The organism is Priestia sp. Y58, from assembly GCF_029522095.1.
GTDB classification, from domain to species: Bacteria; Bacillota; Bacilli; order Bacillales; family Bacillaceae_H; genus Priestia; species Priestia megaterium_E.
In genome coordinates this window covers 140640-160743 of sequence record NZ_JAKWFL010000003.1, presented here as the reverse complement: position 1 = coordinate 160743, position 20104 = coordinate 140640, and the positions used below count along the sequence as shown (strand labels likewise).

Here is a 20104-nt window from a genome sequence, read left to right as displayed (position 1 = left end):
ATAAAAAGTTGTAGACCTATTTTTATTTTGCGTGAAGTCATTTTATACACATTGTTGACAACTCGCTTTTGTTTTATAAGGAGGAAAAAGATGAAAAAGAAAGTAATTGTTGTAGGCGCAGGTTTAGGTGGTCTGTCAGCTGCTATTCGTCTGTCAGCTGATGGATATGATGTAACAGTCGTTGAAAAAAGCGAGCGAATTGGCGGTAAGTTAAATATTCGCAGCGGCAAAGGATTTTCTTTCGATACGGGACCTTCTATTTTAACAATGCCGTGGGTGCTAGAGCAGCTGTTTGAAAGTGCAGGCCGCAAGATCCACGACTACTTAACAATAGAACGAATTGAGCCTCAGTGGAGAACTTTTTTCCAAGATGGAACACAAATTGATTTGACCAGTGACCTTCCTCGCATGCTTCAGCAGCTTCAAGAACTTGCTCCAGAAGACGTTGAAGGTTTTTTTGACTATTTATCTTATGCAAATAAAATGTATGAATCGAACTTAAAAAGTTTTTATAAAAAAAGTTTATCTGGACTGCACGATTTACGAACGATGCATACGGTAAAAGAACTGCTTCAAATGGATCCAATGAGATCTATGGATGCTACTACACGCAAATATTTTTCAAACAAACATTTGCGTCAATTGTTTAATTTTTTAATTATGTACATCGGTTCTTCTCCTTATCATGCACCAGCTGTATTAACACAGCTTGCTCACGTTCAGCTAGGATTAGGTATTTATTACGTAAAAGGCGGAATGTACAAAATCGCTGAAGCGATGGATAAGCTCCTTCAAGAACTTGGCGTCACTGTGCATCTAAATACGCAAGTAAAAGAAATCACAACAAGCGGAGCAAAGGCAACTGGAATTACACTAAAAAATGGCGAGAATCTATCAGCAGATATTGTGGTATCTAATCTAGAAGCAATTCCAACTTACCGCTATTTATTAAAAGATCATACGCAAGCAGCTAAGCAAACTCAGCAGCTTGCTAAATTCGAACCTACCGTTTCTGGCCTTGTTCTTTTATTAGGGGTTAACAAACAGTACAAGCAGCTTCAACATCATAATTTCTTCTTCTCAAAGGATCAGAAAGAAGAGTTTGATACAATCTTTAACAAAGGGAAAATAGCCATGGATCCGACAATTTACGTTGGCGTATCGTCTAAATCAGACCCTACGCAAGCTCCTGAAGGAAAAGAAAACCTGTTCGTTCTTACTCATGTACCTCCTTTAAAGGAAGGCGACGACTGGGCTGCATTAAAAGACCGCTACCGTGATGTCGTATTGAAAAAGCTTGAGGCAATGGGATTAGAAGACTTGCGTTCAAGCATTGAGTTTGAATATACGTTTACTCCCAATGATATCCAAGAGCTTTACGGTGCTAACGGCGGGTCCATTTATGGCGTAGCAACTGACCGTAAGAAAAATGGAGGTTTTAAAATTCCGGCAAGAAGTCAGCTTCTTTCTAACCTTTATTTTGTGGGCGGCTCTACACACCCTGGAGGCGGCGTGCCAATGGTGACATTATCAGGTCAGCTTACAGCGGACGCAATTAATGAAGATTTTCAGATTCCTCGTATGCAAAAAGATATTGGATAATGAAAAAGTGCAGGAAATTCCTGCACTTTTTTTAAAAGTTCATTTTTGACTGTCCACCGTCTACGTTTAACGTCGCACCCACTATCCATGAAGCTTGAGAAGATGCTAAAAAAACAACGGCGTTTGCCACTTCTTCCGGCTCTCCAAAGCGTCCTGCTGGTATTTCATTTTCAACAAACTGCTTAATCTTCTCCGGATTTTCATCCATTCTTTTTTTCCAATTACCCGTTTCATGCAAAATACTTCCCGGCGCTACTCCATTTACACGAATTCCTTTAGAAATCATTTCATCTGCAAACGACTTTGTAAAGCTGATAAGCGCTGCTTTTGCGTTATTGTACGTGACTTTCCCTCCACTTTCTCTCCCGAAAATAGACGTCACATTAACGATTGCCCCATCTTTTGTCATACGAGCTGCTGCTAGCTTGCTCAAGTGGACAGCTGAAAAATAGTTAAGCTCCATCGCTTCTTTGAAAAGGGATAAATCTGTTTCCATGGCCTTGCTTCCATTACTTCCTCCAGCGTTATTAATTAAAATATCAATGCTTCCGAAATCTTTAATGAATTTCTCGATTAATGCAACTCTGTCTGATTCGTTTGTTAGGTCTGCTGTATATGTACGTACGTTTTCTAATTCTGACTGTGCATCCTGTAACGCTTCCTCTCCTCTTGCCGCAATTCCAACGTTTGCTCCTTCTTGAATAAACGAGGCAGCAATAGCCTTCCCAATTCCTTTTGACCCACCGGTAATAAGTACATTTTTATTTTGCAACTGTAAATCCACACGTATCCCTCCACGTTAAATGATAATTGCTATACTTTCTATCATAGCTCACTGCATGCCAAAATTAAAATCATATACTGTTTTACCTTTTTACTCCTTTTAAATCGCTGCGTTTTATGGATACGTTCTTTGAATTTATTGTCAGAACTCTTAGCAAAAACAAGCCACGGCGTGATATAATGCTTTTTGGTGTAAATGTTTTCAAATTGGGGGTTTTTTAATGCAACAAACGTTTTCAACGTCTCAAAAAGTTAAGCAGTTCGTTTTTATTTTATTTCCGATATTGGTCACCCAGTTTGGAATGTTTTCAATGACTTTTTTTGATACGATGATGTCAGGAAGAGTTAGCGCAGACGACTTGGCAGGGGTAGCGATTGGTTCAAGCTTATGGGTACCTGTTTTTACAGGGCTAAGCGGAATTTTAATGTCTATTACGCCAATTGTTGCACAGCTTGTCGGAGCTAATCAAAAGAAAAAAGTTCCGTTCTCCGTCATTCAAGGGCTTTATGTCTCCATTTTAATGGCCGTTGTTATTATTTTAATCGGCTTTTTTGTTGTTGATCCTATTTTAAAAGGGATGAATTTAGAAGCAAACGTAATGCGCATTGCCAAACAGTATTTAATTGCTTTATCTTTTGGTATTATTCCGCTTTTTATTTATACGGTTTTACGAAACTTTATTGATGCTTTAGGGCAAACTCGTACGTCTATGCTTATCACCATTTTAGGGCTTCCGGTTAATGTAGCTTTAAACTATGTATTAATCTTCGGTAAGCTAGGCTTCCCCCACTTGGGTGGAGTAGGCTCCGGTTATGCAACTGCCGTTACGTATTGGTGCATACTCATTGTATCCATTGTAATTATTCATAAAAAAGAACCTTTTTCTAACTTCGATTTATTTAAAAGATTTCACCGTATCTCTTTTTCTACTTGGAAAGAAATATTAAAAATAGGTTTACCTATCGGTTTTTCCGTATTTTTTGAAACAAGTATTTTTTCAGCCGTCACGCTGTTTATGAGCTCGTATAATACCATTACAATCGCTTCTCACCAAGCAGCTATTAATTTTGCCTCATTTCTCTATATGATTCCGCTGAGTATTTCTATGGCTTTAACGATTGTTGTGGGATTTGAAGCGGGTGCTAAGCGTCATCAAGATGCACGAAGCTATAGCAGGATTGGTGTAACTATCGCTGTTGGCATGGCTTTTGTTTGCGCAGGTCTTTTATTTACTCTTCGAGAATCAGTAGCTTCTTTGTATACAAAAGATGCAGAGGTACTCGCATTAACTTCTCATTTTTTGATTTATGCAATTTTCTTTCAGCTTTCTGATGCTCTTCAAGCTCCTATTCAAGGCGCTCTGCGAGGATATAAGGATGTAAATGTTACCTTTTTAATGTCCTTGGTATCTTATTGGGTAATTGGTCTACCTTTAGGCATTGTTTTAGCAAAATACACCGATTTGCAGGCGTTTGGCTATTGGATTGGACTAATTGCGGGGCTTGCTGCAGGAGCAACAGGACTTGCGTATCGTTTGATAAAAATACAAAAAAAGCAGCTGCTAGAGGAGAATAAATCTTCTCGAACGGCTTAATCAAAAAAAGAACGTTCTCAAAAGAACGTTCTTTTTTGGTTTAAAGATGGATTGATATTCTTCCTTATACTAAGACTTAAAACTTCTTATTTATTTAAGGTACGCTCTAACTCTTGTAAAAGCTGTTCCGCACCTTTTTTACTTAACACAACGTTTCCATTCCCAAAGGTTAAGTTTTCACGCGTAATTTCCCCAGTTACTAAGCAAGCACCGTACGGGCTATACTTTTGTAAAATAATAATATCTTCATCAACATATATTTCTACTGGATCACCTGTGTTGATATTTAAAATGCGGCGCAATTCAATAGGAATTACTACGCGACCCAATTCATCTACTTTTCTTACAATTCCTGTAGACTTCATAAAATCCATTCCTTTCATAGTAAACAAATAATATCTTCTCGATACAAATCTAGTCAAATTCGTCAGAGTTGCTAAAACCAAAATGCTTCAATGATGGTCTGATAACGGTTTATAAGTTCTTAAAATATGGCAAATAACGCATTAAATAGATTTATATACACTTTGTATCATATCAATTCGTACACTATTTATGAATAGTGCATAATCTTTAAAATCGAATTCATCCATATATGTTAAAAGTGTGTATTTTATCCATAATATAACTATATATCCATCTTTTACACTACTTTGTACCCATTTTATAACTTTTATTCCGACATAAGACGACAAAATCAGCTATAGAAAAAACGTGTCTTTTCTAACTAAAGACACGTTCATTTGGACCCGAAGTTGTCACGAATAGCTTTTTGAATCATAGCTTCACACCGCTCCAGCTCTACTTTTAATTGTTTTTTATATAATTTAGCTTTCTCTTCTCCCTCATTTGTAAATGTATAATAAACCACTTCTTGAAGCTTCATTCCTTCTTTTTTACGCTTCACCTGTTTGAGGACACCATCTTCAATCAAGTCATGAAGAGCTTTGTATACTTCAGAGTGATTAGGTTTGAACCCAAAAGGGCGAAATTCATCTCTCAACACATCTAATAACCGAAGGCCATACAGACGCTCTTGTTCTGTCATTGTAATCATATATAATTTTAAGAAAGCACGTTGTTTTAATAGAAAACCACTGGATGTACGCTTTTCTCTCATCTCAACTTCCTCCTTCACATACTTGCTTTCATTCAGGATAATAGAAAGCTCTATACGTAATTATACTTTTTTTATTCTACATAATCCTTCTTTTTCACTCAAAATCTCTTTTTTTTCTCACATTTTTTCACTTATTTACGCGTTTTTCTCATTCTTTGTAAGCAGTCATTGAATTTTCTTTTTTTCATATATATAGAAGGAATTTACGTGAATATAAGGAGGGGTTCCTTTGAGTAAAAAATATGAAGAGATTGATTGGGGTTCGATTCAGCATAAGGTAGAAGATATGCTTGGAAATCACTTTTGGAGCGATTTAAATCACATCTTACCAAAGCGATTTCCAAACGTCGACTTATATGAAACCGATAAAGAAGGCATTATCGTCGTTGAGGTTCCTGGACTGCATTCAACTAACGACATTCAAATCAAGTTGGACGCAAATATATTAACAGTTGAAGGGAACGTTCCTTATGCTTATGAAGCATCTAAACAAAAGTTAAAGCTCAACGAACGCCATACAGGCGTATTTTCTCGCACGGTCAAACTTCCTTTTCACTACACAGACGAACCAGTTCGCGCTAAGTACAAAAATGGATTATTGGAAATTCGACTGAATAAGATAGAAAATGACCAAACCATTGCCATACAATTTGAAGAGGATTAACTGCACGTAACAAAAACCCTTCTGTTAGCAGAAGGGTTTTTGTTAGAGCGCTGAACTTAACACAATGTTTCCTTCTGGCGTCTTATTATTCGCATTCGTCTAAAGTAATCGCCATAACATCCCACTTTTCAGTCTGTTCTTTTTGGCTCATCGTATAGACCACTGTCCCGTTTCCATTTTTATCTGTTACAAAAGCACCTGCCGGATGAGGCGTATCACCTTTTATGCCCCACACCTGATAAACTTCATTTCCCTTTACGTTTTTCAAGTTATTCGCTTGAATGACCACATTTAAATTTCCACCTTTTTTCGTAAGAGATGCTGTTGCTTCACCAGAAACGTTCGGCTCTGCCTGCAACTTCATTGTTTTTTCAGATGTAAGAGGTTCATTTTGAGGAGCAACCGAAACATTTGGTTCTTGTTTGCCTTTGTCTTCATCTTTCAACAGAAAGTAGCTGTTTCCTGCAAAGGATAAAAGAAGTGCCGCAGCTAATCCAATAATGATGGATATAGTAACCAATGAGTCCTTATTATATAATCGAATTACCTTTGAATTTGGATCACTTTCACATCTTTTAAACGTACCTTTATTTTTCAAAAATGACAAGTAATTATACTTTTTTTATGGAATAGGAGCGAAATTGTCCAATGAAACATTTGATTCTTTTTGATGGCATATGTAATTTATGTAATAGCAGTATTCAATATATTATTAAACATGATGAACAAGCTTTGTTTTCTTTCGCTTCTCTTCAATCAGATTTCGGAAAGCAGCAGCTAGCCTCTCACGGCTTACTTCCTGAGCAATTAGACAGCATTGTATATATTCATGGAAACCAAAGATATGTAAAATCAACGGCTGCTTTAAAAATAGCCAAGCGCTTAGATGGACCCGTTAAATTTTTATATGCTTTCATTATCATTCCTGCGCCTATTCGAGATATAGTATACAACTGGATCGCTCGCAACCGATATAAGTGGTTTGGCAAACAACAACACTGCATGCTCCCAACTTCTGATACGAAAAAGCGGTTTGTTGATAACTAAAAAGGCTTGGGATATAGAAAAAAACAGTTCTAAAGAGGAATATATTTATGTTAAGAAAATCTATTCATTAAAAAATCCGAACTGATTCAACATTTTAATGAAAGAATGCTGAACTATAGTTCGGATTTTTCAGCTAACATATGGTTGTACGAGTTTTTTTAACTTTCACCCATTGCTTTTTTATTCGTTGCTTCAATTGCCTGTTTCATTATTAAAGAGAAGTCTTGTTCTTTCATCACTTTTAACCCTTCGGCAGTAGCGCCGCCTGGAGTTGTTACTTGCTCTCTTAAAGACGCAGGATCTTTGGTTTCATGCAGCATCTGTACAGAGCCATACATCATTTGAATAACTAAATCTTTGGCTGTTTTTTCGTCCACACCGTAAGCGGTAGTTGCATCAATTAACGATTCTGCAAAATAATATAGAAACGCCGGTGCACTGCCAGTTACAGCCGTTAGCTCATGTACTTCTTTCTCTGAACACTCATGCGCTTCACCAATTCCTTTTAAAATCATTTGAAGCACTTCCTTATGCTCTTTTGTGGCAAAAGTTCCAAGTGTATACAGAGACATCGATTGTCCAATCATAGCAGCTGTATTTGGCATAATCCAAGCGACAGGCGTATTCTGCGGAAGGTGATTTTCTAAGTAACTCGGACCAATTCCTGCCGCTAACGTTACGACAAATTGTTGATTTAAATGAGTCGAAAGTTCCTTGAGCACGGAAGGATGGGCGTTGGGAGGCATCGCTAAAATAATAACATCCGAATTGTTAACTTCTTGACGCCAATTTTGCGTCGTTTGTACGGCGTACGTTTTTTCAACACGCTGTAACCGCTCAATATCTCCGTTGTTTGACATCACCACTGCCTCAATACTGTCAGCGCTGCTCGTAACCAAACCAGCCGCTACAGCTTCAGCCATTCGTCCTGCTCCAATAAATAAAATTCGCTGTTTTTTCATCTGTTACTCCCAGTTATATGTCCAGAATTCTTCTCTAGTTAATAAACGTTCCATTTGCGGATAGTCAGATAAGCGGTCGAAGTCAATTGCGTTCATCATTCCTTCTGTTTGAGAACGATGGGCTTTTAACGCTTCAATTTTTTTATCTTTCATCGCTGTTACATCAAAAATAACATCTGGTTCTCCAATATGTTCAATACGATCTTTTGAAAACGCATGACACCAAACAACCGGACGCTTTTCTTTCGGCATACGTTTTACCGCTTGAATCGTAGCTGCACCCGTAGCATTATGATCAGGGTGTACCGCAAAGCCAGGATAATGCGTTAAAATGTGAGTCGGCTTTACATCGTTAATGATTTCTTCAATTTTATCTGCAAAAACATCAATATCAAGAAATTCCAGCGTTTTATCACGAAGCCCTAGCATACGCAAATCTTGAATATCTAAAACGTTCGCTAAATCTAAAAGTTCTTTTTTTCGGATTTGAGGTAAAGTTTCACGGTTAGCAAACAGCGGCCTACCCATATTTCGTCCCATTTCACCTAGCGTAACACAGGCATATGTAACGGGCGTTCCTTTTTGTCTAGCTTGCGTGATCATTCCTGCCGCTCCATATGCTTCATCGTCAGGATGCGGAAATACAATTAATAATCTTTCTTCCATGTTCTATTCTCCTCTCTTTTCTGTTATGAAAACGGATGTTCACTTAATTGAAGGGCAACTGCTAAACGACCTTCAAAGTCATGCCCAGCTAGAAGAAGTCGGCCTTCTTCATCAATTTCCCAATCTGTTAATCCCTCTGCATAAATCCATCCTAAATCAATTTGAAGACCTACACGATAAGGACCTTCTCCAGTTATCTTTCCGTTTGAAATAGTGACTTTACCATTGCGAATAAAAGCCCCAACTGTCATTACTTTTTCATTTACGTGTGAAGCATATGCACCGTTTGTCGTTTCAAGGTGTACATATACGTCTTTATTTAAAAATGTTTGTATTTTTTTTTGGACTGTTTCTTTATGAATTGGTTGCACGCTTGTTACTCCTTTCTCATGTTCATAAATTGTATTGTACTAAAAATCATGAGCGAATCCTAATGTTTAGTTCTAGACTTTGAATTTCTTTATTCCATCTTTCATAATCATACATAAATGTTAATTCTCCCCAAGTTAACATACTGATTTCTTGAATGTCTATAATAATCTCAGCAAGTTCACGACTAAGCATACCTAGTTCTTTTCCTTCGACCAGCTTTTTTTTGTAACGATTAAAAGCTGGATCTAATTGTTCAATTTGTGCATAAATTTCATGGATAGAGCCATATTGTTGAATAAGAGGCAGTGCGGCTTTTTCTCCTACACCAGGAACGCCCGGAATATTGTCAGATTTGTCACCAAGCAATGCTTTTACGTCCACCCATTGACGAGGATGAATATTGTATTCTTCTTGAAAGTGCTTAAAGCCATAAACAAGATCGCCAACCTGCTTTTTGGCAATAATTTGCGAAATATGTTGATCTAGGAGCTGAAGCAAGTCTCGGTCATTGCTATAGATGTACCCTGGACTTTGCTTTTCCTTACTCCACTTGCTTACAAGTGCTCCAATTAAATCATCTGCTTCATAAGAAGACAATGACATTTGATAAATGCCTACTGTGTCAAAAAATTGTTTTAACGTTTCATACTGCTGAATCAGCGGCTCAGGAAGCTCTGCTCTTGTTTGCTTATATAGGGCGTATGTATCTTTACGTTTTGTATCCTCGCGCTTAACATCCCAAGCGACGAAAATATGGCTTGGCTCATATTGATGAATCAATGCATGCATTTTTTGAATCGTTACTCTCAGGGCATTCGTAAATTGGCCCTTACTGTTTCTTGTCAACGCTGCTTCATCTCTGCCATAAGAAGTAGCAAAATAACAGCGGCTTAATAAATTAAATCCATCAATTACTAATAGTGTTTCGTTCACATAGTCACGTCCTTTGAAAACTTTGCTCCTTTAGCTTTTAGAGCAAACATACTATAGCACTTGTTCTTTGCACGCGTCAATGAAGGGTACAAAGCTCAAAACACGCCCATTTTTTTCTCTCAATGTAAATGTAGTATAAAGATGTTAAATTGTTGTTATGATTTATTCGTTTGACTTTTAGAACTTTTGACTATCCTATAAAATGAGGATGAAAGATCAATCCTACAAATGAAGGTGAAAAAAGTGAATAAAAACACGATGATTAAAACATTAAAAGTTATATCTGTTGTGTCGCTTCTCGCTTTGTTATTTATCATTGCTTATGATCGTTCCATGTCTACATCCATGATTATTTTGTTCAGTTCGCTCATTTTCTTTGTATTTGTACTTAGCGACTTTTTTTTCGATCGCAAGCCGTGGGGATTAAAAGGCCTTCAATTATATATATCACTGATGTTATTCATCATTGCCATTTTTGAAATGCATCAAGTTGTCAGTTCACTTTGCGTTATTTCCATTATGGCTCTACCAAAAGTTATTGACGAATTAGCTTAAGTGTGAATGATAAATGATAAAATCCATGATCATTGTGATCATGGATTTTATTACGTTTTGAGTAATTTTTCAGAGATGCGAAGAGCTTCTTCTATGCCAAATTTACGCACTAAACTGATGGCTTCCTTTATTTCTCTCTTTTTCAAGTCATGAGTCGGATTTAAATTTAACAACACTTGAATAACAACTAAATCCCGCATCGTAAACATCATATTCTTTTTCATATCTCGCTGAAATGTATACTGCTCTTTTAAGAGCCGGTCGCTTATTGCTAACACTTTCGACTCCGGAAGATGTAGCTGCGCCCCTGCTTCTTGACAAGACCACAATTTTTTCACTCGATCTTCAGCATTCATATTTGCGACTCGTGCATATGTAATATCGCTGTTTTCTTGACAAATCTCTATCTCTTTTAACGTTGGCTTTAGCACCGTTTTTCGCTTGGAGACTTTTTTCTTATCAACTCTTGTATCCCTGAGGCTTCTGCCGTGAACGGTGTAAATGTCGTATTCATTTTCTCTTTTTACATCTTGTTTATTGTATTTTGGAAAATAACCATTTACAAGCATCGTTCTCAGCATATCCAATTCTTTTTTTAATCCATGAACTTCAATATATCCAACAGCATAAATTTCTTTGTGAAATTTTTTTGTGTTGCTAACGCCTTTTCCTGCAACGTGAGCTCTTACTCTTTCTGATAGAGAGCCCGTCGTTGTTCCGATATATAAAAGCCTGCCGGGTTTATCAAAGAAAAAATAAATGCCGGGAGCGGAAGGCAATTGTCCTATTTCTGCTGTACTTAGCAGCTTTTGCAATACTTGCATGACTGCTAAATCGATTTTTACTGTCATTATTTTTGATAACCTTTTAACATTTCTTCATACACTTTTAGATGCGTATACACAGTTTGAAGAAGCGGTACGTGTATAGACGATTTTTCAGCTAATGTCAGCAAATATCCTTGAAGGTGGTCTCCTTCAATTTGAGAACTTTTTTCCATATCACGCTGCATCGATGACTTCATGTCATACGTCATTTTATCCATCGTATTCATATGCTGTTCAATAATCCCTTCAGCTAATGGGGCATCGTATGCCATCATAATATTTTCAACTTCTTTAAAAAGCTCTTGTACAAACTGACGACCTCCTTTTGCTGCTAAGACTGGGCCAACAGGTGCGCGCATAAGAGTGGTCATGCCTGACATAACCGTAATAAATAAATACTTATGCCACATATCCTGTTCAATATATGAACTTTTTACAAACGAAGCCTTTGTACCACTGAACGCTTGCTCAATCAGTTGTGATCTTTCTGTTTCCTTCTGCTTAAATTCACCAAATACAAGTCTGTGAGCAGGACTCGTCTGGACGACATCTCCATCTTTGTTTAAAGTCGTCTCAATAAAGCACAGTCCCCCAATGACTTTTTCTTCCCCAAAAGCTTCTTGTAAAGGACCCACGTGAGCCATACCGTTTAACAAAGGTACGACAACTGTCTGATTCCCTACAAAAGGACGCACATCATCAATTGCTTGTTTAAGATGATAAGCCTTAGTTGTGAACAAAATAACATCATAAGGTTCTTTCACCTCAGATTTTGTAATAGCTTGTACAGGTGAAGTGAAGTCACCGTGTATGCTCTTAATAACAAGTCCATTTTGTTCCAGCTCTTTTTTTCTTCGTTCTCTGACAAGAAAAGTAACATCCTCTCCTTTTTCCACAAGCCTGCCTCCAAAGTAACCTCCAACGCCGCCTGCGCCTAAAACTAATATTCGCATAACTTTTGCTCCCCTTTTTCTTTTTCTTTTATTGTAGCACAGCTAGTTTGAAATTTTATAATATTCTTATTTCATTGTATTTTGAGTTTTTTACAAAAGATAGCCATAGCGCTTTTAAAGTTGTTATAATGAATACAAAAAAAGCATAAAAATTTATGCTTAGACATTTATCCCCTCTTGGATATACTATTTACCAATCCGTAATCGGAAAAATTTCGATTTAAACAATGTTATTTACATAGGAGAGACTGAAATGAAAACAGAAATCTACATTTTATCTGGATTTTTAGGCAGCGGAAAAACAACGTTGCTTAAACAGCTGCTTCAGCAAGAAAAAGATCGTAATCGCAATATTGCTGTTGTGATGAATGAGCTTGGCCAAGTTTCGATTGACTCAAATGAAGTAGAAGAAGACACGCCGTTAAAAGAATTGCTAAATGGCTGCGTGTGCTGTACTATTCAAGGTCAATTTGAAACGCAGCTTCATTCACTTTTACAGGAGAACACATTGGATGCTATCTATATAGAAACAACGGGAGTTGCCCATCCCATTGAAGTATTAGATGCTTGTATGTCTCCTCTTTTTGCGCATCAAGTTACGATTAAAAGTATTATCACCACACTGGATGCAACAAGGTGGAAAGAACGTGGTTCCTTAAGCATTCAACTTCAAAAACTTCTTCAAGAACAAGTAAGACATGGGGATGTAATTTTATTAAATAAAACGGACATGCTGTCTGAGTCAGAAAAGTCTTCCCTGCTTTTTGAGATTCAATCCATTAACGCTCGTGCAATAACATTATTAACGACATTTTCCCGCGTGAAGCTTGATGTGATTCAAAAAGCTCAGCTGTCTCAAAAACAGCCGCACCATAAGGCTCATGTTGAAGATCATCTTCATTTGAAAACATTTGTATATGAGTTTACAAAAAAAGTGGATCTTGAATTATTTGAAAATTGGCTGCGCCAAATGCCAGATACCATTTATCGCATTAAAGGCTATATGCGCTTCACTCATTCGAATGATACGTATTCGTTTCAATATTCATACGGCATGCCTCTATATATGAAAGAAATGATGAAGCTGCCCACCACTCTTGTCTTTATAGGGGAAAACCTCGATCACGCTATGATGAAACAAGAATTATTTAATCTTGAACAGCAATCTCATTAAAAATCCCGCTCTAGGCGGGATTTTTTTATTACTTATAAACAGGCATTTTGTACTCTGCGCAAAATTTCATATGCACGATTTCCGGCTAACTCTGTCAATTCTTCAAATTTTTCATCTCTTTTCAAATCGAGTTCAATAATTTCTTTTGCCAGCTCAATAATCTCTTCTTTTTTCAATTGTTGCACAGCCATGTAAAACGCCCTTCCCTTTTAGAATTTATGTATATTCTCACATTTATTTTCTATTCATCATTTTGAAAGCAAGTGATTAACCACAAGGCTTTATCCTGTATGGTTAACCACTTAGGATCGAGTTAATCATTAGTTTATAGGACTCTTTTCCCTATTTCATTATTTATGTTACTTTTTCTCACATAGTAATTCAAAAATATAACATATATATGTTAGAATGTATTACATGTTATAATTTTTTGTATTTTTTTCCTTTATAATAACATACTACTACGTACTCAGGGGTGAGGGAGATTGTCTACGAATGAAGCGTCATATCGAGATAAAAAAGTCATGTCTATTGGGATTGTAAAAGAATTAACCGGTTTATCAGAAAGGCAAATTCGCTACTATGAGAAAAGAAGCCTGCTCTTTCCGGACCGAACCAATACGGGTATCCGGAAATATTCGTTTTCAGACGTCGAACGATTAATGGATATTGCTGATCGTATAGAAGAAGGAGTTCAAACGAGTGAAATACGCACAGAACTGGCTAAAAAAGATGAAGCGAGAAAAATGAAAGAAGTAAAAAACCAAATGCTTCAAGGTCAGTTGAACGCTCATTTCAAGCGGAAGCTATAAAGTATACATACGGTGACTTTTCCGTCTCCGTTTTTATTTCTTTACGGCAGACAAAAAAGCGCATATCTAAAGATATCCGCTTTTTTGTCCGTTAAGCTGAACGCCCTTTAAAGAATTTCGGCTGATGAGAGCTCATGAACTTAGTTTTAGATAAAATGAACATAACCGATCCGCCCCAAATGAACAAAAAGGCAATCATCTCCACGCTAGAAAACGGTTCGTGATACACGAATACCCCTAATAAAAGCGTCATGGTAGGAGCAATGTACTGTAAAAAACCGACCATCGATAGCGGAATAAGCGGGGCCCCTTTAGCGAAATACAATAGTGGCATAGCTGTAGCAACACCGCCTCCAATTAAAAGAGCACTCACATCAAGCGACTGAAGGGAAAAACTTGAAGATCCTTTCACTAAAAGAAAAATAAAATAAATAACTGCAATAGGTGCAACCATCATCGTTTCAATCGTTAATCCTACTTTTGCTTCTAATTGAATAGTCTTTTTTACAAGACCGTACAAACCAAAGCTAAACGCTAAGCTTAATGATACCCATGGGATATGTCCGTATGTAACTGTCATAACGATAACACCTATAGCAGCCAATCCAACAGAAGCACCCTGCCAAAAATTAAGCTTCTCTTTTAAAACGACTATACCAAGCAAAATACTAACGAGCGGATTGATGTAGTAACCTAAACTTGTTTCAATAATATGATTATGGTTAACCGCCCAAATGTAAACGAACCAGTTGATACTGATCAGCACTGAAGCCACAAATAAAATGACCGCTTGTTTCGTATTACGAAATAATAAACCAAGCGTCTTCTTTAAAGAACTCATTTGCTTGGTCACAAGCAAAAGTAAAAGCATAAAAACAAATGACCATATAACGCGGTGAGCGAGTATTTCATTCGCATGCACTTCGCCAAGAAGCTTCCAGTAAAGCGGAAAAAGCCCCCACATAACGTAAGCGCTGGCTGTATAAACAATACCTGCTCGTTTAGAATCTTGATTCATTTCTCAACCTCTTTTCTTTATCTCTCTGTCTCTTATCATTATAGATGCATTTACCTCTTTTTTATAGCTTTATTTTGCCTATCGAAATAGCTCATAAAAAAAACGATCGCTTTTAGCTCGACCGTTTTTTATACGTTATTTTTTAGGCTGTTTAAATACTTTGGCACTGCGAATATACTCTACGTCTTGTACATTTTCTCGCGCGTTAGCGATTCGAGCCGCAGCAAAGAAATAATCGGATAAACGATTTAAATACTGAAGCACCGCCACATTAATTTTATGCTCACGCTGCACGCCAACAACAAGCCGTTCTGCGCGGCGTGTAATCGTCCGGCAAATATGAAGCGTTGTCGCTGCAGGTGTGCCTCCAGGTAAAATAAAACGCTCAATGGCCGGCGCTTCTGACATATAGACATCAATGCGTTTTTCAAGTACAGATATCATGTCGTTTGTTACTTTGTACGGATGATCATCTTTTGCAAATGCTAAATCACTTCCACAGTCAAAAAGCTCATGTTGAATCGTAATTAGCTCTTCTTTTACATCTTTTAATGTTGTTTCATCCAGCTGATAAATCGCTTGACCTACAAAGCCATTTAGCTCATCAATCGTACCGTATGCTTCCACTCGAATATCATCTTTATTTACTCTTCCTCCAATTAAGCTTGTCTGCCCTTTGTCCCCTGTTTTTGTGTAAATGTTCATTGTATTTCCTCCTTCAATCGATTAGCAATTCCGTACCAAATGTGATCTACTTTCCGGGCATGTGCTGCTAAATACTGATACGAATACCCGCATTCATCTCTCCACTGCCGCTCTGTTGCATCTAAAGGAACAATCCCTTTGCCGACTTCAGTTCCAATCACTATTAACTGTTCCCATACACCGCTGTCTCTCCACTTCTGTATTAACTTTTTAATAACAAGGTGCGGAGACTCCAGCTCGCTATGTATTAATTCCTTAACATAGTGCTCAAATCCTTCTAGCACAATGTAACTTTCTTCGAACTCAAACGCTGGTAAAACAGGGTCTTCATACAAACAATGCCATTTTATCGACTCACTGGCATAATGCTGCTTCACCCATTTTCTTTTGCCGGTAAATGCACCGCCGAATACGAAATGCATGCTCTTCTCTCCTTTGCCTGTTTGTATGTACACGCTACTGAAAAACCTTCTCCGTAAGAAAAAGAAACATCCCAAAGCGACGCTGTCTGTTTAAAATGGGATGCAAGTAAACGCAGTGGTCCGCCGTGTGAAACAATAGCAATGTGATGCAATTGCTGACTGGCCGCCAAATCCACCGCTTCTTCCCACGCTTCCCAAACTCGGTTTGAAAAGCCTGAGAAGCTTTCACCATTCGGAGGCGTATGTTCTGTCCAGTGGTTAATCCAATCTCTATACGCCCGTATGTTTTTTAAATCTTCATACGTCTTCTCTTCCCAATCTCCAAAATGCAGCTCACGCCAATTTTTACTTCTAACCACCTGAGATTTAGGAAAAACAACTGAACTTGTTTCTAGCGCTCTTTTTAAGTCACTGGAAATAACGAGCTGAGGTTCTAGAAAAAGCTCTTTTAATTCATTTTTCCCTTCTGTACTTAAAGGCGGATCACTCCACCCTATATATTTTTTTTGTTGATTTTCAAGCGTCATGCCGTGACGAATACATGTGATAACCAAAGAATTATCCATAAAAACGTTTCTCCTCCTTCAATGGTTGCCCCTATAACATCTCCTGTTACCCCACCAAACTGCGAACGATAAAACCGTATCCAAAGCCATAAAAAACCGGCAAAGAAAAGAATAATGAATTTATTGTCCATAAAAACAGCGAAAATAGCAACTAAGAATAGGCTCATGATGATAAATCCATAAATAGACCGTTTGGTGACTCCTTTTTGAAAATAAGCAGCCAGACCCGTATCTTTAGCGGGCTTATCTCTCATCAACAAAAAGGCTGTTCCAATTCTTGGAAGTGTAAAGACAACTAAGCATGCCCAAATTGATAAAGAAGAAAGAGACGCTAATTCATAGATCGCACTAAAACGCAGCAGCAGCAGAACCATAAGAGAAAGAATAGCAAAAGACCCAACGTGCGGATCACTTAAAATCTGCAGTTTTTTTTCCTTTGACTGATGAGAAAAATACGCATCGCTTACGTCCATCCAGCCGTCTAAATGAAGACCACCCGTTAAGATAAGCGGTAAAAGCAAAACTAAAATACTATCAACAATCGTAGTGATAGGTGAAGATTGAAGCAGCTGTAAAAAGCTATAAAACATCAAGCCTAGTAACATACCAATCCACGGCAGCACAAAAAGCGAGCGTGCCGTCCTTTTTTCAGTCCATTGAACGGTTTTAGCTAGCGGTAAAATTGTAAAAAACTGGAGAGAAATTCGTAGTATGGCTATCCATTCTTTCATTTATCTACACATTCCTTTCCTTTTTTAAAACGATAAATTCCCGCTTCTACACAAATAGCCACATCTGCTTTTTCTACAATATACTGATGTAATTTTCCTAACATCTTCATATAGCTATATGTGGGCTCCTCTAATACGCCCGCTTCAAACAGTTCATTAGATACTAGCACAACCGTCTGAGACCGCATAAACAGCTTATCGAGCGCTTTTATCATATGACGAAAAACCTCTTGTTTGCCCTCTTTTGTTTGCCACCTTTTTTCTGTTAAAAAAAGCTCATTGGCAAGCCAGTTCGTGACACAATCCAAAAGTATAGCATCATCACTTTGAAGATTTGGCAGAATTTGTTGTAAATCTACAGACTGTTCGATCGTTACCCAAGGCGTGTTCGCTGCTTGGCGTTCTGTTTGATGAAGCTGGATGCGTTTTTTCATTTCACTATCTGTTTGCCGGCTTGTGGCAATATAAACAGCGCGCTTTGTACAAAAGGTTTGAACCATGTTCTCCGCTGCACCTGATTTGCCGCTTCGAACGCCTCCGCTAATAAAGATGATCATATTTCATCGAGTCCTTGTTTGATTACGTTAAGTAAATAGTCATTTTCTTCTTTCGTTTTCACAGCCAAACGGATATAGCGTCCATTTAAAAATGGGAAGTTTTCAGTATGACGAGCTACCACGCCATGGCTTGCTAAATAGACCAGCCATTCGCGCGTTTTAATAGAAGACGGAACGCTGCAAAGATAATAGTTTGTTTGAGAAGGAGAAACCAAAAGCCCCCATTCCTTTAGTTGACTCAAGATCCGTTCCCGTTCTTGTTTAATATAATGTACGGTTTTTTTCACAAAATCTTTTTCATCCACACATATCATTCCTACTTGCTGCGACAATCCATTTACACTCCAAGGAGGCTGCTTTTTAGACATCTTGCTAATGATTTTTTCATTTGCCAAAATATAGCCAAGACGAAGCCCGGCAATATTAAACATCTTTGTCATGGAACGCACAACAATAATATGCTCATAATCCAGAACAAGAGAATCAAATGAAGGCTGATGTTCGACAAAATCAATAAATGCCTCATCAATCATTAAGTATGTACCATGATGAGCAGCAGCTTTTACTACTTTCATCCATTCCTCATGACTATACATAACGCCCGTTGGATTATTTGGATGGCAAATCCACAGTACTTTTATGTCCGGAAGAATGCTCATAATCAACTCTATATCCCAGCTCCAGCCATTTTCTTCAGCTAAAGGAACGTATGTCACTTCACATCCATAAGCTTTACTTGCCTGTTCATATTCAACGAAAGTCGGCTGTACAATCCCTGCTTTCTCTCCTGAAAATAACGAAGCAATAAGGAAAAACGCTTCAGCGGCGCCATTTGTAGGCAGCACTTGAGCAGCTGAAACATGATGATGAGCTGCAAGTTTATTTTTCAGGTCTGTTACTTGGGGATCAGGATAACTAAACGCTGCATCCTTGAATTTGTTCCACTTTTCGTGAAGCACAAGGGGAGCCCCTAAAGGATTTGTGTTCACGCTAAAGTCTTTTAGATGCGATAAATTCTTGGCCCCTATTGCTTTTAAAAAGACAGTAGGATTAGCTCCATGTGTAGGTAATAGCACTAATAACTCCTCCTAACAAAAGATATAATAACCACGTAGCATAGACCGTCCTTTTCATAATGAAAACAGCTTGTTCAATATGACCGGCTTGCAGGGGAATGAGTGGTTCACCCATTTTTGCACGATTAGATTCTATGCCTTTATATGTATTAAGCCCGCCTAGTTGAATACCTAAAAGAGCAGCCACTGCGCTTTCCCCGTATCCGCTATTTGGACTTGGATGCTTCTTAGCATCGCGCTTAATCAAACTCGTTACATGCCAAAGAGAATACTGGCTTTTTGCTACATTAACAGCGGTCATCACCACTGCAGTTAACCGACTTGGAATATAGTTTAATACGTCATCGGTTTTTGCACTAAAATAGCCGAACAGAAAGTAGCGTTCATTTTTATACCCAACCATTGAATCGCATGTGTTAATAGCTCGGTAAAAAAAGGCTAGGGCTCCTCCTCCTATAAATGCATAAAAAAGCGGAGCTGTAATACCATCACTTGTATTTTCAGCCACGGTCTCTACCGTCGCTCTGGCAATTTCTCCTTCTGACAAACGATCTGTATCTCGTCCCACAATCATGCTTACTTCATATCTAGCTTTCTCCATATCTCCTAGCTGAAGCGGCTTTTGTACCTTATAAGCAGCTTCGCTTAAAGAACGAGTGGATATAGTAGTCGCAATCATTACGCCCTCTACTAAAACACCTAGTATAAAATGAACTTCGTATAAAGCATGGAGGAACAAAAAGGGAACAACTCCTGCGAGCACAGCCATACTTATCACAAGAAGAAATCCTTTGAATCGTTTTCCTGCACCTTTATTTAATCTGGAATCCATCCAATAAATCCACTTGCCAAACCAACGAACGGGATGCGGCCAATTTTCAGGGTCGCCTATAATTCGGTCAATTACTAAAGCAATCGTCATGGCCGTCATGTGTGCAATTATCGCTTGTGTAATACTCACTTC

The 20104-nt window shown here is 37.9% G+C and carries 26 protein-coding genes; 7 read left to right on the top strand and 19 right to left on the bottom strand.

Annotation, left to right across the window (positions count from 1 at the left end; all coding sequences use genetic code 11):
* Positions 1–90: 90 nt before the first annotated feature.
* Positions 91–1602: a phytoene desaturase family protein gene (locus MMB68_RS10860; protein ID WP_277447896.1), complete on the top strand. Its 1512-nt coding sequence runs from the start codon at positions 91–93 to the stop codon at positions 1600–1602.
* Positions 1603–1633: 31 nt separating this feature from the next.
* Here MMB68_RS10860 and MMB68_RS10855 read toward each other — a convergent pair whose 3' ends face one another.
* Positions 1634–2386 carry an SDR family NAD(P)-dependent oxidoreductase gene (locus MMB68_RS10855; RefSeq protein WP_221782779.1) on the bottom strand — a complete coding sequence of 251 codons (753 nt, stop codon included), beginning with the start codon at positions 2384–2386 and terminating at the stop codon, positions 1634–1636.
* 220 nt (positions 2387–2606) lie between these two features.
* Here MMB68_RS10855 and MMB68_RS10850 point away from each other — a divergent pair, with 220 nt between their 5' ends.
* Positions 2607–3980 carry an MATE family efflux transporter gene (locus MMB68_RS10850; protein ID WP_016763847.1) on the top strand — a complete coding sequence of 458 codons (1374 nt, stop codon included), beginning with the start codon at positions 2607–2609 and terminating at the stop codon, positions 3978–3980.
* Positions 3981–4066: 86 nt separating this feature from the next.
* On the opposite strand, the gene MMB68_RS10845 is transcribed toward MMB68_RS10850, so the two are convergent.
* Together MMB68_RS10845 and MMB68_RS10840 are read right to left on the bottom strand one after the other, a co-directional pair.
* Positions 4067–4345, bottom strand: a complete 279-nt coding sequence (locus MMB68_RS10845) for an AbrB/MazE/SpoVT family DNA-binding domain-containing protein (RefSeq protein ID WP_025752053.1) — start codon at positions 4343–4345, stop codon at positions 4067–4069.
* A gap of 374 nt (positions 4346–4719) precedes the next feature.
* Positions 4720–5100, bottom strand: coding sequence for a replication termination protein (locus MMB68_RS10840; RefSeq protein WP_013056721.1), 381 nt, complete (start codon positions 5098–5100; stop codon positions 4720–4722).
* Between the two features lie 229 nt (positions 5101–5329).
* Between MMB68_RS10840 and MMB68_RS10835 the strand changes: the two genes are divergently transcribed.
* Positions 5330–5764 (top strand): Hsp20/alpha crystallin family protein, encoded by a 435-nt coding sequence (locus tag MMB68_RS10835; RefSeq protein WP_221782777.1) that lies wholly within the window; start codon positions 5330–5332, stop codon positions 5762–5764.
* An 85-nt stretch (positions 5765–5849) separates the two neighbouring features.
* Here the strand turns inward: MMB68_RS10835 and MMB68_RS10830 are convergent, their stop codons facing one another.
* Complete coding sequence (locus tag MMB68_RS10830; RefSeq protein ID WP_277447897.1) at positions 5850–6371, bottom strand: anti-sigma factor; 522 nt, start codon at positions 6369–6371, stop codon at positions 5850–5852.
* 41 nt (positions 6372–6412) lie between these two features.
* On the opposite strand from MMB68_RS10830, the gene MMB68_RS10825 reads away from it, so the two are divergent.
* Positions 6413–6811: a thiol-disulfide oxidoreductase DCC family protein gene (locus MMB68_RS10825; RefSeq protein WP_221782775.1), complete on the top strand. Its 399-nt coding sequence runs from the start codon at positions 6413–6415 to the stop codon at positions 6809–6811.
* A 158-nt stretch (positions 6812–6969) separates the two neighbouring features.
* On the opposite strand, the gene proC is transcribed toward MMB68_RS10825, so the two are convergent.
* The 4 genes from proC to MMB68_RS10805 are packed head-to-tail and all read right to left on the bottom strand — an operon-like array spanning position 6970 to position 9744.
* Complete coding sequence (gene proC / locus MMB68_RS10820; protein ID WP_277447898.1) at positions 6970–7773, bottom strand: pyrroline-5-carboxylate reductase; 804 nt, start codon at positions 7771–7773, stop codon at positions 6970–6972.
* A gap of 3 nt (positions 7774–7776) precedes the next feature.
* Entirely contained in the window at positions 7777–8439 is a 663-nt protein-coding gene (gene bshB2 / locus MMB68_RS10815) for a bacillithiol biosynthesis deacetylase BshB2 (protein WP_013056715.1), read from the bottom strand.
* Between the two features lie 23 nt (positions 8440–8462).
* Positions 8463–8810 (bottom strand): YojF family protein, encoded by a 348-nt coding sequence (locus MMB68_RS10810; protein ID WP_013056714.1) that lies wholly within the window; start codon positions 8808–8810, stop codon positions 8463–8465.
* Positions 8811–8856: 46 nt separating this feature from the next.
* Positions 8857–9744 (bottom strand): 5'-3' exonuclease, encoded by an 888-nt coding sequence (locus tag MMB68_RS10805; RefSeq protein ID WP_277447900.1) that lies wholly within the window; start codon positions 9742–9744, stop codon positions 8857–8859.
* Positions 9745–9987: 243 nt separating this feature from the next.
* Here MMB68_RS10805 and MMB68_RS10800 point away from each other — a divergent pair, with 243 nt between their 5' ends.
* The gene (locus tag MMB68_RS10800; protein WP_016763842.1) at positions 9988–10299 is read left to right on the top strand and encodes a hypothetical protein; all 312 of its coding nucleotides are present in this window, start codon (positions 9988–9990) and stop codon (positions 10297–10299) included.
* Positions 10300–10349: 50 nt separating this feature from the next.
* Here MMB68_RS10800 and MMB68_RS10795 read toward each other — a convergent pair whose 3' ends face one another.
* Together MMB68_RS10795 and panE are read right to left on the bottom strand one after the other, a co-directional pair.
* Positions 10350–11150, bottom strand: a complete 801-nt coding sequence (locus tag MMB68_RS10795; protein WP_277447901.1) for a GIY-YIG nuclease family protein — start codon at positions 11148–11150, stop codon at positions 10350–10352.
* Complete coding sequence (panE, locus tag MMB68_RS10790) at positions 11150–12079, bottom strand: 2-dehydropantoate 2-reductase (RefSeq protein WP_221782765.1); 930 nt, start codon at positions 12077–12079, stop codon at positions 11150–11152. Before panE ends, MMB68_RS10795 begins: the two co-directional genes overlap by 1 nt.
* Positions 12080–12332: 253 nt before the next feature.
* Between panE and MMB68_RS10785 the strand changes: the two genes are divergently transcribed.
* Complete coding sequence (locus MMB68_RS10785; protein ID WP_269871579.1) at positions 12333–13253, top strand: CobW family GTP-binding protein; 921 nt, start codon at positions 12333–12335, stop codon at positions 13251–13253.
* 32 nt (positions 13254–13285) lie between these two features.
* On the opposite strand, the gene MMB68_RS10780 is transcribed toward MMB68_RS10785, so the two are convergent.
* Positions 13286–13444, bottom strand: coding sequence for a hypothetical protein (locus tag MMB68_RS10780; protein WP_013056708.1), 159 nt, complete (start codon positions 13442–13444; stop codon positions 13286–13288).
* A 294-nt stretch (positions 13445–13738) separates the two neighbouring features.
* On the opposite strand from MMB68_RS10780, the gene MMB68_RS10775 reads away from it, so the two are divergent.
* Entirely contained in the window at positions 13739–14065 is a 327-nt protein-coding gene (locus MMB68_RS10775; protein ID WP_013082852.1) for a MerR family transcriptional regulator, read from the top strand.
* 91 nt (positions 14066–14156) lie between these two features.
* Here the strand turns inward: MMB68_RS10775 and rarD are convergent, their stop codons facing one another.
* From rarD to cbiB, 8 genes are all read right to left on the bottom strand, one after another.
* Positions 14157–15083 carry an EamA family transporter RarD gene (gene rarD, locus MMB68_RS10770; protein ID WP_277447904.1) on the bottom strand — a complete coding sequence of 309 codons (927 nt, stop codon included), beginning with the start codon at positions 15081–15083 and terminating at the stop codon, positions 14157–14159.
* A 135-nt stretch (positions 15084–15218) separates the two neighbouring features.
* Positions 15219–15788 (bottom strand): cob(I)yrinic acid a,c-diamide adenosyltransferase, encoded by a 570-nt coding sequence (locus MMB68_RS10765; protein WP_029714471.1) that lies wholly within the window; start codon positions 15786–15788, stop codon positions 15219–15221.
* The gene (locus MMB68_RS10760) at positions 15785–16210 is read right to left on the bottom strand and encodes a bifunctional adenosylcobinamide kinase/adenosylcobinamide-phosphate guanylyltransferase (protein WP_153252470.1); all 426 of its coding nucleotides are present in this window, start codon (positions 16208–16210) and stop codon (positions 15785–15787) included. Before MMB68_RS10760 ends, MMB68_RS10765 begins: the two co-directional genes overlap by 4 nt.
* The gene (locus MMB68_RS10755; RefSeq protein WP_221782758.1) at positions 16162–16776 is read right to left on the bottom strand and encodes a histidine phosphatase family protein; all 615 of its coding nucleotides are present in this window, start codon (positions 16774–16776) and stop codon (positions 16162–16164) included. The genes MMB68_RS10760 and MMB68_RS10755 overlap by 49 nt, the downstream gene beginning before the upstream one ends.
* Positions 16734–17507 carry an adenosylcobinamide-GDP ribazoletransferase gene (cobS, locus tag MMB68_RS10750; protein WP_277447906.1) on the bottom strand — a complete coding sequence of 258 codons (774 nt, stop codon included), beginning with the start codon at positions 17505–17507 and terminating at the stop codon, positions 16734–16736. The genes MMB68_RS10755 and cobS overlap by 43 nt, the downstream gene beginning before the upstream one ends.
* Positions 17504–18064: a bifunctional adenosylcobinamide kinase/adenosylcobinamide-phosphate guanylyltransferase gene (locus tag MMB68_RS10745; RefSeq protein WP_277447907.1), complete on the bottom strand. Its 561-nt coding sequence runs from the start codon at positions 18062–18064 to the stop codon at positions 17504–17506. Before MMB68_RS10745 ends, cobS begins: the two co-directional genes overlap by 4 nt.
* Positions 18061–19140 (bottom strand): threonine-phosphate decarboxylase CobD, encoded by a 1080-nt coding sequence (gene cobD, locus MMB68_RS10740; RefSeq protein ID WP_277447908.1) that lies wholly within the window; start codon positions 19138–19140, stop codon positions 18061–18063. The genes MMB68_RS10745 and cobD overlap by 4 nt, the downstream gene beginning before the upstream one ends.
* On the bottom strand, positions 19115–20101 hold the full coding sequence (gene cbiB / locus MMB68_RS10735) for an adenosylcobinamide-phosphate synthase CbiB (RefSeq protein WP_277447909.1): 987 nt from the start codon (positions 20099–20101) through the stop codon (positions 19115–19117). The genes cobD and cbiB overlap by 26 nt, the downstream gene beginning before the upstream one ends.
* Positions 20102–20104 lie beyond the last annotated feature (3 nt).